This is a genomic window from Streptomyces sp. F001, assembly GCF_004187715.1.
Taxonomy (GTDB): domain Bacteria; phylum Actinomycetota; class Actinomycetes; order Streptomycetales; family Streptomycetaceae; genus Streptomyces; species Streptomyces flavusporus.
Genome location: NZ_QZWF01000009.1, coordinates 242,650 through 258,129, shown reverse-complemented (window position 1 = coordinate 258,129; position 15,480 = coordinate 242,650). Strand labels below are relative to the sequence as shown.

9 protein-coding genes and 5 pseudogenes are annotated in these 15,480 nt (G+C 70.2%); 8 read left to right on the top strand and 6 right to left on the bottom strand.

Annotation, left to right across the window (positions count from 1 at the left end; all coding sequences use genetic code 11):
• The first annotated feature begins 72 nt into the window (after window positions 1-72).
• A pseudogene (locus tag StrepF001_RS28930) lies at window positions 73-1,019 on the top strand (bifunctional riboflavin kinase/FAD synthetase).
• A 90-nt stretch (window positions 1,020-1,109) separates the two neighbouring features.
• Here StrepF001_RS28930 and StrepF001_RS49635 read toward each other — a convergent pair.
• From StrepF001_RS49635 to StrepF001_RS48395, 3 pseudogenes are all read right to left on the bottom strand, one after another.
• Window positions 1,110-4,515, bottom strand: a pseudogene (locus tag StrepF001_RS49635) (SCO5717 family growth-regulating ATPase).
• A 342-nt stretch (window positions 4,516-4,857) separates the two neighbouring features.
• Window positions 4,858-5,529 (bottom strand): annotated as a pseudogene (locus StrepF001_RS46545) (hypothetical protein); the annotation flags it as partial.
• Between the two features lie 136 nt (window positions 5,530-5,665).
• Window positions 5,666-6,189 (bottom strand): annotated as a pseudogene (locus StrepF001_RS48395) (type VII secretion protein EccC); the annotation flags it as partial.
• 180 nt (window positions 6,190-6,369) lie between these two features.
• Here StrepF001_RS48395 and StrepF001_RS28915 point away from each other — a divergent pair.
• Together StrepF001_RS28915 and StrepF001_RS28910 are read left to right on the top strand one after the other, a co-directional pair.
• Window positions 6,370-6,578, top strand: a pseudogene (locus StrepF001_RS28915) (type VII secretion integral membrane protein EccD); the annotation flags it as partial.
• 52 nt (window positions 6,579-6,630) lie between these two features.
• Window positions 6,631-8,175, top strand: a complete 1,545-nt coding sequence (locus tag StrepF001_RS28910; RefSeq protein ID WP_240797718.1) for a PQQ-binding-like beta-propeller repeat protein — start codon at window positions 6,631-6,633, stop codon at window positions 8,173-8,175.
• Window positions 8,176-8,226: 51 nt separating this feature from the next.
• Here StrepF001_RS28910 and StrepF001_RS28905 read toward each other — a convergent pair whose 3' ends face one another.
• Window positions 8,227-8,520, bottom strand: a complete 294-nt coding sequence (locus StrepF001_RS28905; protein ID WP_129801137.1) for a DUF397 domain-containing protein — start codon at window positions 8,518-8,520, stop codon at window positions 8,227-8,229.
• A gap of 291 nt (window positions 8,521-8,811) precedes the next feature.
• On the opposite strand from StrepF001_RS28905, the gene rpsO reads away from it, so the two are divergent.
• The 5 genes from rpsO (at window position 8,812) to StrepF001_RS28880 (ending at window position 14,280) form a co-directional block, all read left to right on the top strand.
• Window positions 8,812-9,099 (top strand): 30S ribosomal protein S15, encoded by a 288-nt coding sequence (gene rpsO / locus StrepF001_RS28900; protein ID WP_004982702.1) that lies wholly within the window; start codon window positions 8,812-8,814, stop codon window positions 9,097-9,099.
• A gap of 339 nt (window positions 9,100-9,438) precedes the next feature.
• Window positions 9,439-11,658: a polyribonucleotide nucleotidyltransferase gene (locus tag StrepF001_RS28895; RefSeq protein ID WP_129801136.1), complete on the top strand. Its 2,220-nt coding sequence runs from the start codon at window positions 9,439-9,441 to the stop codon at window positions 11,656-11,658.
• On the top strand, window positions 11,655-13,034 hold the full coding sequence (locus StrepF001_RS28890; RefSeq protein ID WP_129801135.1) for a pitrilysin family protein: 1,380 nt from the start codon (window positions 11,655-11,657) through the stop codon (window positions 13,032-13,034). Before StrepF001_RS28895 ends, StrepF001_RS28890 begins: the two co-directional genes overlap by 4 nt.
• Before the next feature lie 29 nt (window positions 13,035-13,063).
• Complete coding sequence (dapB, locus tag StrepF001_RS28885; protein WP_129801134.1) at window positions 13,064-13,816, top strand: 4-hydroxy-tetrahydrodipicolinate reductase; 753 nt, start codon at window positions 13,064-13,066, stop codon at window positions 13,814-13,816.
• 8 nt (window positions 13,817-13,824) lie between these two features.
• On the top strand, window positions 13,825-14,280 hold the full coding sequence (locus StrepF001_RS28880) for a tetratricopeptide repeat protein (protein ID WP_129801133.1): 456 nt from the start codon (window positions 13,825-13,827) through the stop codon (window positions 14,278-14,280).
• 91 nt (window positions 14,281-14,371) lie between these two features.
• Here StrepF001_RS28880 and StrepF001_RS28875 read toward each other — a convergent pair whose 3' ends face one another.
• Together StrepF001_RS28875 and StrepF001_RS28870 are read right to left on the bottom strand one after the other, a co-directional pair.
• Complete coding sequence (locus StrepF001_RS28875) at window positions 14,372-14,929, bottom strand: hypothetical protein (RefSeq protein ID WP_129801132.1); 558 nt, start codon at window positions 14,927-14,929, stop codon at window positions 14,372-14,374.
• Window positions 14,930-15,028: 99 nt separating this feature from the next.
• The gene (locus StrepF001_RS28870) at window positions 15,029-15,295 is read right to left on the bottom strand and encodes a hypothetical protein (protein WP_129801131.1); all 267 of its coding nucleotides are present in this window, start codon (window positions 15,293-15,295) and stop codon (window positions 15,029-15,031) included.
• Window positions 15,296-15,480: the final 185 nt, after the last annotated feature.

The window sequence follows — 15,480 nt, the reverse complement described above, 5'->3', positions numbered from 1 at the left end:
GCGGCATGGCACCCTTAGACCTGCGTAAGAGGTAGACAGCAAGTACCGACACGGGTTCGAGGAGCGGTCACAGTGCAGCGCTGGCGTGGCTTGGAGGACATCCCCGAGGACTGGGGACGCAGCGTCGTCACCATCGGCTCCTACGACGGTGTCCACCGCGGACACCAGCTGATCATCCGGCATGCCGTGGAACGCGCCCGCGAGCTGGGCGTTCCCACCGTCGTCGTCACCTTCGACCCGCATCCCAGCGAGGTCGTCCGCCCCGGCAGCCACCCCCGCTGCTCGCCCCGCACCACCGCCGCGCCGAACTGATGGCGGAGCTGGGCGTGGACGCGGTCCTCATCCTCCCCTTCACGACGGAGTTCTCGAAGCTGTCGCCGGCCGACTTCGTCGTCAAGGTCCTGGTCGACAAGCTGCACGCCAAGGCGGTCGTCGAGGGCCCCAACTTCCGCTTCGGCCACAAGGCCGCGGGCAACGTGGACTTCCTCGCCGAGCAGGGCAAGGTCTACGACTTCGAGGTCGAGGTCGTGGAGCTGTACGTGACCGGCGAGGCGGGCGGCGGGGAGCCCTTCTCCTCGACGCTGACCCGGCGCCTGGTCGCCGAGGGCGATGTCGAGGGTGCCGCCGAGATCCTCGGGCGTCCGCACCGGGTCGAGGGCGTGGTCGTGCGCGGCGCCCAGCGGGGCCGCGAGCTGGGCTTCCCGACGGCGAACGTCGAGACACTGCCGCACACCGCCATCCCGGCCGACGGGGTCTACGCGGGCTGGCTGCATGTGGAGGGCGAGGCGATGCCGGCCGCGATCTCCGTGGGCACCAATCCGCAGTTCGACGGCACGGCACGCACGGTCGAGGCGTACGCCATCGACCGGGTGGGGCTGGACCTGTACGGGCTCCATGTCGCCGTCGACTTCCTGGCCTTCGTACGCGGACAGGCGAAGTTCGACACCCTGGAGGCCCTGCTCGAGCAGATGGCCGACGATGTGAAGAAGTGCCGGGAGCTGGTCGCGGCGGCGCAGTAGTCGGGCGTACGACGCCAGTAGTCGCGCGTACGACGCCGAAGGGCGGCCGGTGCCTACGGGCACCGGCCGCCCTTTGTGTGGTGGCTGCGGTTACTGCTGGGGCGGCTGCTGACCGGGCTGCGGCTGCTGGGGGTGGCCGGGCTGCGGGTAGGGCTGGGCGCCCGGCTGCTGGTACGGCTGGCCCGGCTGTGGGTAGGGCTGGCCGGGCTGTGGGTAGGGCTGGCCGGGCTGTCCCGGGTGGGCGGGCGGCTGACCTGGGTGGCCGGGCTGCTGGTACGGCTGGCCCGGCTGTGGGTACGGCTGGCCGGGTTGCTGGTACGGCTGCGCCGGCATGGGCTGTCCTGGCACGGGCTGGCCCGGGAGCGGCGGCGCGGCCACCGGCGGCGGGTTGCCGTCGCTCGTCCACAGGCCTTGCATCTGCTGGTGGCGGACGAAGTCCTCGGCGACCATGGCCGCGAGGTTGAAGTACGCCTCCCGCACCTTGGGCCGCATCATGTCGAGGTCGACCTCGGCACCGGCGGCCAGGTGCTCGTCGAAGGGAACGACGACCACTCCCCGGCACCGGGTCTCGAAGTGCGTCACGATGTCCTCGACCTTGATCATCTTGCCGGTCTCGCGCACACCCGAGATGACGGTGATGGACCGGGAGACGAGGTCCGCGTACCCGTGCGCGGACAGCCAGTCCAGCGTCGTACTGGCGCTGCTCGCACCGTCCACGGACGGCGTCGAGATGATGATGAGCTGGTCGGCGAGGTCGAGCACACCGCGCATGGCGCTGTAGAGCAGACCGGTGCCCGAGTCGGTGAGGATGATCGGGTACTGCTTGCCCAGGACGTCGATCGCGCGCCGGTAGTCCTCGTCGTTGAAGGTCGTGGACACGGCCGGGTCGACGTCGTTGGCGATGATCTCCAGGCCCGAGGCGGCCTGCGAGGTGAACCGCCGGATGTCCATGTACGAGTTGAGGTACGGGATCGCCTGGACGAGGTCACGGATGGTGGCCCCGGTCTCGCGGCGCACCCGGCGGCCGAGCGTACCGGCGTCCGGGTTGGCGTCGATCGCGAGGATCTTGTCCTGCCGCTCACTGGCGAGGGTGGAGCCCAGCGCGGTGGTCGTCGTGGTCTTGCCGACGCCGCCCTTGAGGCTGATGACGGCGATGCGGTAGCAGGACAGCACCGGCGTCCGGATCAGCTGGAGCTTCTGCAGCCGCTCGGCCTCTTCCTTCTTGCCGCCGAGCTTGAACCGTGAGCCCGCGGTCGGTCGGCCGCTCTTCGGCTTCTGCCGCTTGTTGTTGAGCAGTCGGTCGGAGGACAGCTCCACGGCCGCGGTGTAACCGAGCGGCGCGGCACCGGGATTGGTGGGCTGCCGCTGGTCATGCTGCACGGGCTGCGGCCATGCAGTGCCGGCTCGGGGGTCTACGGGCGGCTGGTGCGGGGCTTGGGGCTGCTGCGGAGGCTGGGGCTGCTGTGGAATCTGCGGGGCGAAGCCCTGCGGGGCTCCTTGAGGGGCGTCGGCCGGGTTCTGGGCGCCGGGCTGCGGCTGCGCCGGCTGTGCGGGCACGCCGGGGTGCCCCTGCTGCCCCGGGCTGCTGCGGGAAGCCGTAACCGCCGGGCTCGGAGGGGTTGGGGGCGTAGGGGTGTTGGGTGGCGCCGGCTGGGGAAGCCGTAGCTGCCCGGGGTGGGGCGGGGTCGGTGCCTGGGGGCGGAAGGGCTTGGTGCGGTTGGCGTTCGGGGCCGAGGCCGGCGCTGGCTGCGAAGCCGTAGCCGTCGTGTGGTGGCCGGGGCCTGGGCGGAAGGGCTTGTTCTGCTGGCGTTCGGGCGGCGGAGGCTGGGTGCTGGGCTGCGGAAGCCGTAGCCGCCCTGGGCGTTGGGCACGCCGGGTTGCGGAAGCCGTAGCCCTGCTGAGGTTGGGCGTGGGCGCAGGCCCGGCTGCTGGCCGGAGCCGGGGTGCGACCGGCGGAACCGGGGCGGGCGCGGTGCGGCGGGCGAGGGGCCGGCCGTCGGTGCAGGCGCGGAGTCCAGGCGGCCGGCGCGGGCTGCGGCGGCTGCGGCTGGAAGGTCGGCTGCTGAGGCGGCACGGGCGGCTGCGGCTGCGCGGGCGCGGCTGGTTCCGCCTGCTGCGGCTGGGGCTGCGCGGGCCACTGGGCGGCGGGTGCCGGGGCCGCGGGCTGGTACGACGGCGGCAACGGCGGCAGCCCGCCCTGCGGCGCCGGCGGGGGCGTCCAGGCCGACGGCGTGTCCTGCGGCGCGTCGGACGGGGCCGGTACGGCGTCCTCGGGGGTGCTGTCCTGGGGTGCGTCGTCGTGAGGCGTTGCGTCCGAGGGCACCGCATCCGCAGGCGCCGTAGCCGACGGCGCGGCGTCGGCCGGCACGGCATCGGACGGTTCGGCAGCCGCGTCGTCGGAGGCCCCGTCATCGGAGAACTCGGCGTCGGACGGCTCGGCGTCGGCGGGAGCGGCGTCCTCCGTCTCGGCGTCCTCCGTCTCGGCGTCCTCCGTCTCGCCGTCCGCGGTTGCCGCCTGTTCGACGACCTCCGCCTCGGCGTCCTCCAGTTCCGCCCCGGCAGGTTCCGCGCCCTCGACGTCGACGTCCACGGAGGTCACGTCGTCGACGTCGCCCGCGACAGCGGCAGCAGCGTCGTCCTCGTCAGCCGCGTCGCTCGCGTCCGTGACCTCTTCGGAGGCCTCGTCCTCGGCGTCGGCCGGGGAGTCCGCCTCGTCCTCGCCTTCCGCGTCCTGCGATGCGTCGGCAGCGGCCTCTGCCTCAGCCGCGGCAGCAGCCCGCTCCTGGATCTCCCGCTTCAGGGCGACCGAGGAGAAGCGCATGGTGGCGCCGCTCTCGAGGTCACCGTTCCCGGAGTCGGCCTCGTCCGAAGCCTCCCCGGCATCCGCAGTCTCCGAGCCCGCCGGCGACGCAAACCCACCCACCGGAATGCTCGGCACGGCCGTGGGAGAGGTGGGATCAGCAGAAGCGCCGTCCCCGGTCTCCGCCTCGGGCCGCTGCGGCTCGAACCCACTCCCCACCGGAAGCCTGGGCACGCCGGCCGGCCCACCGCTCGGCGGCGCGGGCGGCGTGTACGGCGCTCCGGGAGCCGGCGCCGGGGGCGTGAAGGGAGCCCCGGGCGCAGGCGCCGGCGGAGGGGGCGTGAAGGGCGTTCCAGGAGCGGGCGCAGGCGCCGCCGCGGGCGGAGGCGGAGTGAAAGGAGCCCCCGGAGCCGAGTGCACCGGCGGAGTCAACCCGGGCAGGTATTCCGGCGCTGAAGGCGCCGAAGGAGCCGAAGAGGAGGGCGACGGAGAACCCGCGGAAGGCGACGACGAGGACGAAGCCGACGACGAGGACGAAGCCGACGACGAACCCCCCGACGCGTTCTGCGTGTACCAGGCAGGCGGCGCATAGTCGATGGTGAACTCGCCCGTCGTCTCGACGGCGGACTCCGCGTCGGGCTGGTCATCGCCGGGCGTTGCCCAGCCCCCGCGGATCCCGTCCCGATCGCTGCTCACAGTTCCTCCTGGTGTGGTCGAGCACCCTCATGCCGTGCTGGGGCGACCAAGTCTCATCGTCCGTACGTGTTCGAGGTCGTCCGATCCACCGGCTCTCCCCCTGCAGACGCCGACGCCCGCTCCACGGGTTCTGGCGTTGCGCCAGGTACCAGCCTAATCACCACAAGGCGAGCCCCGGCAGGCCCATCCACTCCATCACGGTCTGCCCGCAGTGTCACCACCGGCCTGCAGGTGTCTGCAGTTCATCCCTTCGGTGAACAAACCGACTGACTACGGATGTTGAGATGGGGAGAAAAGGGGTAATCGCCCCGAACCCGCAATTCCCCTCAGGCGGTAGCCGATTCAGTCCATCCTTCGCGGCACGCCCAACAATCCGATCTCGGCGTCGGTGGGCTGAGACATCGCGTACTGCCGGTCACGGTCGGTGCACCAGAGCGTGAGGCCGTCGGACAGGGTGGGCAGGGCGTCCACATCGGCCCGGGGCAGCGCCATCGTGCGCCCGAGCTCCGCGGCCTCGTCGGGGGAGACGCGCTGCACCCCGACGAGTCGCGCCTGCCGCACCAGCCGGGGAGCCACCAAGCTGAGGTACGGCAGCACGGTCAGAACCGATTGCCAGGGCCCGGATACGACTCGGCCACGTGGCGGCCGCATGCCGCAGTCCCGTACCACCAGCACGGGGGTTCCCGCCGAGGTGCCCTGCGGGGGTACTCGGCCGACGTCGTACACGGCCAGGCCGTTCTGCCCGCCGCCCATGGCGTGCATCATCTGCGTCCAGGCCTGCGGACGCCCGGTCTCCACGGCGACGCGCGCGCCCGTCGCCGGCGCTCTGAGGGCGATGACCTGGGCGGTCCACAGGCCGCCGATGAGGACGACGTCGTACGGGGTGGGCCGGTTGAGTCCCAGCACCGCGGGCCGGTTCTCCGCGTCCACGCCTATGACGACACCGTCGTCGGCGATAGGCAGTGTGAGCGCGTCCAGTTGGTCCACGGACACGGAGTGCCGCGCATGCCGAGGCCAGGCCCAGCACCAGGGTGCGCAGCAGCTCCGACTTGCCGGAACCCGTGGCGCCCACGCACAGGCGGTGCGGACCATGGAGTCCCTCGGGGTCGGCCAGAACCGAGCCCGGTGGCAGGGAGAGGCTGTCGAGCATGACGACGATGATCAGGTCCTCGGGCGAGTGCAGAGCGGCCGGCGAGCCGGTCATGGCCCGGGTGGAAGACCGTACTGACTGGTCGTCACCGCTGATGGTGACGTAGTAGAAGGCTCGCAGGGAGACTGCCGTCGGCAGGTCGTCCAGAGTTGCATGGACGGCGAGGAAGTGCTGCATCGCGCCTGCCGTCAGCGGTTCCAGTTGCTGGACGGGCCGGTCTCAGGGGCGACGAGGGGAGTGGCGAGGGCCTGCGGCCGAGGCCGATGCGTACTTGGGCGAAGTCCTCGTCCCCCGGGCGCCGTTCCCATGTCCGGCTGCCCTCGGCGACCAGGGCCCACAGCTGTTCCGGGGAGGGGGGACGTAGTGCTGCGCGTCGCGCTGCGCCCTCGCGGTGTCCAGGGCTGTGCGCCGGGTCTGCGTCAGATAGCCGAGGCAGTCGCGCGGCGCAGGTCCGCCAGTTGTCCTTGGGAGCCACGGTGGAAGCGGATCACCCTCGCGACGGACATGGCGATCGTGGAGGCGACGGCAGCACCCGAGGAGGGCGCTTCACGACCATGTGGCTTACTGCTCCCCAATTCCCTTGCCGGGCCCCGAGCGTTCGTCCGCCACCCTGACTTCATGAGAGACAAGAGGGCGGTAGGGTGCCGGATGTTCGCGTGAGCACACGCGAACCAGGCTGGAGAATCAGGGCATTCCCGTGTGACCTCGACATCCGCACGATCTGGCTCGTCGCGGCGATCGCCGCGACATCCGCGATCGTCACCGCGATCGGTCTGGTCGCTTCGCGGAGCGGCCTCACCCCGTTCTGGGGACGCTTCATGGAGATCGCCGAGGGCTTCGTCCTGCTGACCCTGGTCCCGTTGGGCTGGCCGTCTTCGACGTGTACGCCACCGCCCGGTCGATGACGAGCTGATACGTCGGCACGCCTCCGGCACATCGGCATTGAGTGAAAGGGATATCACCGCGTGAGCTTCGGCCCACCCCCTTCGATGTACACCCAGTCCGCCCTGTCCGCGGAGACCGGCCAGAAGAAGCGCCGCAGGAGGCAATTGCTGGGCCTTGTCTCGGCCGTCCTGGTGGCGGCCCTGGGCGTGGGCGGATGGCTTCTGTGGGGTGCCGGTGGCGGGTCTGCGGCATCGGGAGACAAGGCGCAGGACGCCCGTGGGCAGGGAAGGCTCGATGTCCGGCAGACCGTCGAGAAGCGGCCGGCCGCCACTGCCGGTGCCATGGCCTTCCGTTTTTCCGAAGACGGGATGGTCCCGGGGGAGCGCACAGAGATGCCGGGCATGTGGGCCACGGACAAGATCCTCGCCAAGGGCATCAACAGAACGGTCGCCGGCTATCGGCTCGGCACTGACGCCGCCGTGGGCGACGAGGCATGGAAGCTCCGCCTCGGTGGTCCGATCTGCGGCACCACACAGCATGTCAACGGTGAGAACCGCACGGCGGTGCTGTTCCGGGCGAGCGAGGAGAAGGACGCGCTGTGCAACCACGTCGCGTTCGTTGACCTCGACCAAGGCCAAAAGGTATGGGAGGCGGAGTTCCCCGTCTCGGAACTCGGCGTCGGCGACGGCACCCCGGAGGACTCAACCTTCCAGGACCAGCCGGGAATCACCCTGGCCCGCGCTACCGTCGTCGTCACTTGGGGCGGCGGCACCGACGCATACGACATGGACCGCGGCACGTTGCGCTGGCGGGTCAAGTCCCCCGCCTCCGACGTGTGCGAGCACAACGGCGCCGCAGGTGGCACTGCTGTTCTCGTTCGCCTCTCCTGCTGGACGGACCCGGAGGCGACGTCAGGGTCGTTCGACAGCATCACGTACAAGGTGCGCAAGCTCGACCTGCAGACCGGCGCGACGAAGTGGACCTACTCCGTCGCCAAGGGCGTCCGGGAGATCCGTCTGCTCTCCAGTGACCCGGCCGTGATCGCGACGGCGGCAGGCGAGGTCGGCATCACGGACCTCATCTCCCTGGACGAGAAGGGCAAGTACCGCACGACGATCCGCCTGGGCAGCGGAGGCTACGTCGTCGAGTGCAAGGACGAAGTCGACTTCCTCGCTGCCGAGGACTGCCCCACGATGGTGGTCGGCGCGGGCCAGGTTTTCGTAATGAGCAAGGAGCAGGGGACCCTGGTCAACAACTCCAACTGGATCGTCGGCTTCGATCTGACGTCGGGGAACACCGTCAAGAAGTTCGAGTCCGGTCGCAACGCGTTGATCCGCCCACTCAGGATGAGCGGCGACCAGTTGCTGGCGCTGCGCGAGAGCAGTGACCACATCTCGCCGAACGGCCTGGTCAGCCTGGATCCGAACACCGGTGAGGAAACCCCGTACCTCTATTTCGACCTGCCCAGCGAGGGGTGGCCCCTCACCTCCGCCGAGTTGTCGGACATCGTGGTCCAGAACGGCCGGATCTTCTTCGGCTCCCGAGCGGCCGAAGGGCCGACGGAGGGCAAGGCCTGGATCTGGCTGGTCGTAGGGATAGAGAGCGACACAGTGAAGAAGCCGTGACCCCGTGATACGCGATCGGGGGCGGCACGCGCGCGTGCCGCCCCACTCGTTTCACTCCGCCGCAAGCCCGCCATTGTGCGGCGCCGGCTCCAGGTCGAACTCCCCGTCCCGCGCGCCCAGTACGAACGCCCGCCACTCCGCCTCCGTGTACCGCAGCACGGTGTCGGGGTCGAGGGACGAACGCATGGCCACCGCGCCGTCGGGGAGGTAGGCGATCTCGACGCGCTCCTCGTGCTCCTCCGTGCCCGGCGCGCTGTGCCACTCGACGTCCGAGATGTCGAGCGCGTAGAGCTCGTCCCGCTCCCGCTCCTTACGCGCCTTCATCTCCGCTTCCGTCTCCGCCATGCCGAAGCGACCCCTTCCCGACGTACGAATTCCCGATGTACGAAACGATCCGATCACTCACCCTAGTGGCCGGGCCCGGGCCGGCCGGGCGGTTCGGGGAGCGTCCGGGGAACGGGGGACAGGCGGTCACCAGCTGCTGGTACCCTGAGTGACGGCCGTTTGTGTACGCACCCCCGGAGCGCCGCTCTGGAGGCCGCGCCCAGCGGATCCCCGCCTCCCGAGTAACGGAAGCTCCCCCGCGATGAAGACCGGGGGCACTCGGTGGCCACTCACAGACTATGAGGAGTACGCGTGTCGCTCGACGCCGCTACGAAGAAGCAGATCATCTCCGAGTTCGGTACCAAGGAGGGTGACACCGGCTCCCCCGAGGTCCAGGTCGCTCTGCTGTCCCGTCGGATCTCCGACCTGACGGAGCACCTCAAGACCCACAAGCACGACCACCACTCCCGCCGTGGTCTGCTGATCCTGGTCGGTCAGCGCCGCCGGCTGCTGCAGTACCTCGCCAAGAAGGACATCCAGCGCTTCCGTGCGCTGGTCGACCGCCTCGGCATCCGCCGCGGTGCGGCGGGCGCCAAGTAAGACGCCGTGAAGGGAGCGGTTCCCACTGTCGAGGGGGCCGCTCCCTTTGCCGTACGTGCGGAAACGTGCGCAGTGTCACTGCCCCTTTGTAGTGTGGTAGCACAACGCAAGACGTACGACACAGCGTGATGCCGCGTACCAACAGGGGTATGGCGGGATCACAAGACGAACGAGGAGAAGCGCACCTCGCCGCCGCCGGTCCTCGGTAGTGGCCCCCGGGGGGGAAGCGAGCCCCGGGTGCTTCGATCGAAGACCGGCCCGCACCAGACGGCGCGCTTCTCCGCCACCGTCCCCCCGCCATCACGGGCGAGGAGGGACGAAGACGAGGAGAAAACACTAGTGGAGAACGAGACCCACTACGCCGAGGCCGTCATCGACAACGGCGCCTTCGGCACCCGCACCATCCGCTTCGAGACGGGCCGCCTGGCCAAGCAGGCCGCCGGCTCCGCCGTGGCGTACCTGGACGACGACACCATGGTGCTGTCGGCCACCACCGCCTCCAAGAACCCCAAGGACCAGCTCGACTTCTTCCCGCTGACGGTGGACGTCGAGGAGCGGATGTACGCCGCCGGCAAGATCCCCGGCAGCTTCTTCCGCCGTGAGGGCCGTCCCTCCGAGGACGCCATCCTCACCTGCCGTCTGATCGACCGCCCGCTGCGCCCGTCCTTCAAGAAGGGCCTGCGCAACGAGATCCAGGTCGTCGCCACGATCATGGCGCTCAACCCCGACCACCTGTACGACGTCGTGGCGATCAACGCCGCGTCCGCGTCCACGCAGCTGGCCGGCCTGCCTTTCTCCGGCCCGATCGGCGGCGTCCGCGTCGCGCTGATCCGCGGCCAGTGGGTGGCCTTCCCGACGCACACCGAGCTCGAGGACGCCGTCTTCGACATGGTCGTCGCGGGCCGCACCCTGGAGGACGGCGACGTCGCGATCATGATGGTCGAGGCCGAGGCCACCGACAAGACCATCACGCTGGTCGAGGGCGGCGCCGAGGCGCCGACCGAGGAGATCGTCGCCGCTGGTCTGGACGCTGCGAAGCCGTTCATCAAGGTCCTGTGCAAGGCCCAGGCCGACCTCGCCGCGAAGGCCGCCAAGCCGACCGCCGAGTTCCCGATCTTCCTCGACTACCAGGACGACGTCCTGGAGGCGCTGGCCGCCGCCGTCAAGCCGGAGCTCGCCTCCGCGCTGACCATCGCGGGCAAGCAGGAGCGCGAGAGCGAGCTCGACCGCGTCAAGGCGCTCGCCGCCGAGAAGCTCCTGCCGGAGTTCGAGGGCCGCGAGAAGGAGATCTCCGCCGCGTACCGCTCCCTGACCAAGCAGCTCGTCCGCGAGCGCGTGATCAAGGAGAAGAAGCGCATCGACGGCCGCGGTGTCACCGACATCCGCACGCTGGCCGCCGAGGTCGAGGCCATCCCGCGGGTGCACGGTTCCGCGCTGTTCGAGCGTGGCGAGACCCAGATCCTGGGCGTCACCACCCTCAACATGCTCCGCATGGAGCAGCAGCTGGACACCCTCTCCCCGGTGACCCGCAAGCGCTACATGCACAACTACAACTTCCCGCCGTACTCCACCGGCGAGACCGGCCGCGTCGGCTCCCCCAAGCGCCGCGAGATCGGCCACGGCGCCCTCGCCGAGCGTGCGCTCGTGCCGGTGCTGCCGACGCGCGAGGAGTTCCCGTACGCGATCCGTCAGGTGTCCGAGGCCCTCGGCTCCAACGGTTCGACGTCCATGGGTTCGGTCTGCGCCTCCACCATGTCGCTGCTGAACGCCGGTGTGCCGCTGAAGGCACCGGTCGCCGGTATCGCCATGGGCCTGATCTCCCAGGAGATCGACGGCGAGACGCACTACGTCACCCTCACCGACATCCTCGGTGCGGAGGACGCCTTCGGTGACATGGACTTCAAGGTCGCCGGCACCAAGGAGTTCGTGACCGCCCTCCAGCTCGACACCAAGCTGGACGGCATCCCGGCCTCCGTGCTCGCCGCCGCCCTGAAGCAGGCCCGCGACGCCCGTCTCCACATCCTCGACGTGATGATGGAGGCCATCGACCGGCCCGACGAGATGTCCCCGAACGCGCCGCGGATCATCACCGTGAAGATCCCGGTCGACAAGATCGGTGAGGTCATCGGCCCCAAGGGCAAGATGATCAACCAGATCCAGGAGGACACGGGCGCCGAGATCACCATCGAGGACGACGGCACGATCTACATCGGTGCCGCCGACGGCCCGTCCGCCGAGGCCGCCCGCACCACGATCAACGGCATCGCCAACCCGACGATGCCGGAGGTCGGCGAGCGCTACCTCGGTACGGTCGTGAAGACGACCACCTTCGGTGCCTTCGTCTCCCTGCTCCCGGGCAAGGACGGCCTGCTGCACATCTCGCAGATCCGCAAGCTGGCCGGCGGCAAGCGCGTGGAGAACGTCGAGGACGTGCTCGGCGTGGGCCACAAGGTCCAGGTCGAGATCGCCGAGATCGACTCCCGCGGCAAGCTCTCCCTCATCCCCGTGATCGAGGGCGAGGAAGCTGCCGAGGACAAGAAGGACGACGCCGACCAGTGACGTCCCGTAGCTCCAAGGCGACGGCCCGCACCTCTTCGGAGGCGCGGGCCGTCGCCCGTACCCAAACCCTCATCAAGGGCACGAACGGCATCGGCACCGTCCGCAAGACCACCCTCCCCGGGGGCCTGCGCGTCGTCACCGAGACCCTGCCCTCCGTGCGCTCCGCCACGTTCGGCATCTGGGCGCACGTCGGCTCCCGCGACGAGACCAGGTCCCTCAACGGGGCCACGCACTACCTGGAGCACCTGCTCTTCAAGGGCACGCAGAGAAGAAGCGCCCTGGACATCTCCTCCGCCCTCGACGCCGTCGGCGGCGAGATGAACGCGTTCACGGCGAAGGAGTACACGTGCTACTACGCGCGCGTCCTCGACACCGACCTGCCGCTCGCCATAGACGTCGTCTGTGACATGCTCACCGGCTCGCTGATCCTCGAGGAGGACGTCAACATCGAGCGCGGCGCCATCCTCGAAGAGATCGCGATGACCGAGGACGATCCGGGCGACTGCGTGCACGACCTGTTCGCGCACACCATGTTCGGCGACAACCCCCTCGGCCGCCCGGTCCTGGGCACGGTCGACACGGTCAACGCCCTCACCGCCGACCGCATCCGCCGCTTCTACAAGAAGCACTACGACCCGACCCACCTCGTGGTCGCCTGCGCCGGCAACATCGACCACAACAAGGTCGTACGCCAGGTCCGCGCCGCCTTCGAGAAGGCCGGCGCCCTCACGGACCCCGACGCCACGCCCCTCGCCCCGCGCGACGGCCGTCGCGTCATCCGCACCGCCGGCCGCGTCGAGATGCTCGGCCGCAAGACGGAGCAGGCCCATGTCGTGCTCGGCATGCCCGGGCTCGCCCGCACCGACGAGCGCCGCTGGGCCCTGGGCGTGCTGAACACCGCGCTCGGCGGCGGCATGTCGTCCCGCCTCTTCCAGGAGGTCCGCGAGAAGCGCGGCCTGGCCTACAGCGTGTACTCGTACACCTCCGGCTTCGCGGACTGCGGCCTGTTCGGCGTGTACGCCGGCTGCCGGCCCTCGCAGGTCCACGACGTGCTGAAGATCTGCCGCGACGAACTCGACCACGTCGCCGAACACGGCCTGCCCGAGGACGAGATCGACCGCGCCATCGGCCAGCTCCGCGGCTCCACGGTCCTCGGCATGGAGGACACCGGCGCGCTGATGAACCGCATCGGCAAGAGCGAGGTGTGCTGGGGCGAGCAGATGTCCGTCGACGACATGCTGGCCCGGATAGCCTCGGTCACCCCGGACGACGTCCGCTCGGTCGCCCGCGAGATTCTGGGACAACGGCCCTCCCTGTCGGTCATCGGCCCGTTGAAGGACAAACAGGCGTCCCGGCTGCACGAGGCCGTCGCCTGACCCCCCGTATCCGGTAAGGAAGCAAGATCATGAGCAAGCTGCGCGTGGCGGTCCTCGGTGCCAAGGGCCGGATCGGTTCGGAGGCGGTACGAGCCGTCGAGGCCGCCGAGGACATGGAGCTGGTCGCCGCCCTCGGCCGGGGCGACAAGCTGGAGACCCTGGCCGAGACCGGCGCCCAGGTGGCCGTCGAGCTGACCACCCCCGCCTCGGTGATGGGCAACCTCGACTTCTGTGTACGGCATGGCATCCACGCCGTCGTCGGTACGACGGGCTGGACCGACGAGCGCCTCGCGCAGCTCAGGGGCTGGCTGGCCCAGTCCCCGGAGACCGGCGTGCTGATCGCGCCGAACTTCTCCATCGGCGCCGTGCTCACCATGAAGTTCGCGCAGATCGCCGCACCCTGGTTCGAGTCCGTCGAGGTCGTCGAGCTGCACCACCCGAACAAGGTCGACGCCCCCAGCGGCACCGCCACCCGCACCGCCCAGCTCATCGCCGAGGCCCGCCGTGCGGCCGGCACCGCCCCGGCGCCGGACGCCACCGTCACGGCCCTGGACGGCGCGCGCGGCGCCGACGTCGACGGCGTTCCCGTGCACGCCGTCCGCCTGCGCGGTCTGCTCGCACATCAGGAGGTGCTGCTCGGCGGCGAGGGCGAGACCCTCACCATCCGGCACGACTCCCTGCACCACAGCAGCTTCATGCCGGGCATTCTGCTGGGCGCGCGCCGCGTGGTGACCACTCCGGGCCTGACCTTCGGCCTGGAAAACTTCCTGGACCTGAGCTGACGCGAGCCATGCGAGCCAAGCTGTCCTACGCCCTCACGGCCGCCGTCCTGGTCTTCTACTTCGTCCTGGTCGGCAGCCGCGGGGTGCTGCTCATCAAGACCGGCACGTTCCTCACCGTCACCTTCGGTGTCGCGGTGCTGATCCTGCCGGTGATCGGCCTGTGGTTCCTGTGGAAGAACACCCAGTTCGTCCGCAGGGCCAACCAGCTCGCCGCCGAACTCGAGGCCGAGGGCGGCCTGCCCGTCGACGAGCTGAAGCGCATGCCCAGCGGCCGTATCGACCGCGACTCGGCCGACGAGGTCTTCGCCCGGCGCAAGGCCGAGACGGAGGCGGCGCCGGACGACTGGCGCGCCTGGTTCCGCCTTGCCGTCGCCTACCACGACGCCCGCGACACCCCACGCGCCCGCAAGGCGATGCAACGGGCGATCGCCCTGCACGAGGGCAGGGCTCCTTTTTGCGCCTGAGCCGGCGCCGTTCTCGCGGACGTGATTGATCGCCGTCGTGGTGCCTCAATCAACGGTTGCGATGGTCGAGGGGAGGCCACCGCAACCGGTGTCAGATGCCCCGCCGATACTCCTCGGCCCATACCTCCACCGCGTCCGCCGCCCGGTCGAACGCCTGCGGCCGCCCCAGGAAGTCGGCGTTGTGCGTGGTCATCAGCGGTGGCACGTCGTCCGCGGCCCGGTCCTTGCGTACGAGGAGCAGGGCCTGTCCCTGCACGGTGCGCGGCAGCCCGAACCAGCGCACCGGCTGCTGAACCGTCCGCACGGCGACGACCTGGTCCCACCGCACCGTACGCGTGAGGAGGAAGCCCACGTGCCGCAGCCCGTGGGCGCTCACCCACACGCCCATGCGCAGCAGCCGCAGGGCCCCGACAATGACCACCAGCGCGATGCCGAGCACCACCCCGGCGGACGGCAGCGTGCCGGTCAGCGCGATGATCACCGCGGCGAACAGCACGTACGAGGCGAGCAGCAGCCAGATCGCAGCCGTGCCCACGCGCCAGGGCCCGGGACGGTAGGGCCGCCGCCAGCGGTCGCGATCGTCGAACGGCAGCGCGACGTCGTCCGCTGCGTCGAAGGCGCGGTCGGCCGTCAGGAAGGGCAGGGGCACGGCTGGTCCTCACTCAATCCATGCATGGGCTGTGCCGGTGAGGTTATCGACCTGCGCCCCCGCTCACCACCCTGGGGGTCCGTCCGAGTCAGCTCCGGCTCAGCGCCCTTCGGACGCCTGGGACTGATGCGGGTGCTCGGCCGAGTGGTCGAGCTCCAGCGCCGGCATGCCGATCACCAGGGAACCCGCCAGTGCGGCGACGATGGTGAGCCCCATGAGCCAACGCCCGGCTATCTGCCCGGCGGTGGCCCGCTCGCGGGATGGGGGAGTGACGTTGCTACGAAACCTGTCGGCTTCGGCGAGGAAGGCGAACGGCACGGGTTCGCGCCTGGGGGCACCTCCCAGCGGTAGCTGGGGGAGGAACATCGGTGCTGCTTCTCCTCTCAGGGCTCGAACGCATCGCTGTCACCTACACAGACGAGCGAGTGCCCCAAAAGGTGCCAGGTTTCGCTGAATTCGCAGAAGTTGCCGACGTTCGCCGACGAATGTCGCGGCCCGGCACCGAACGCCCCGATGTCAGTGCCGGGCCGTAGAGTGGGCGCCGCCCGAGA

Coding starts and splice junctions, on each gene's coding strand:
- StrepF001_RS28905 (WP_129801137.1), bottom strand. CDS start 8,520: ATGGCGGAGACGGAAGCGGAGATGAAGGCGCGTAAGGAGCGGGAGCGG.
- StrepF001_RS28880 (WP_129801133.1), top strand. CDS start 13,825: ATGCGAGCCAAGCTGTCCTACGCCCTCACGGCCGCCGTCCTGGTCTTC.
- dapB (WP_129801134.1), top strand. CDS start 13,064: ATGAGCAAGCTGCGCGTGGCGGTCCTCGGTGCCAAGGGCCGGATCGGT.
- StrepF001_RS28870 (WP_129801131.1), bottom strand. CDS start 15,295: ATGTTCCTCCCCCAGCTACCGCTGGGAGGTGCCCCCAGGCGCGAACCC.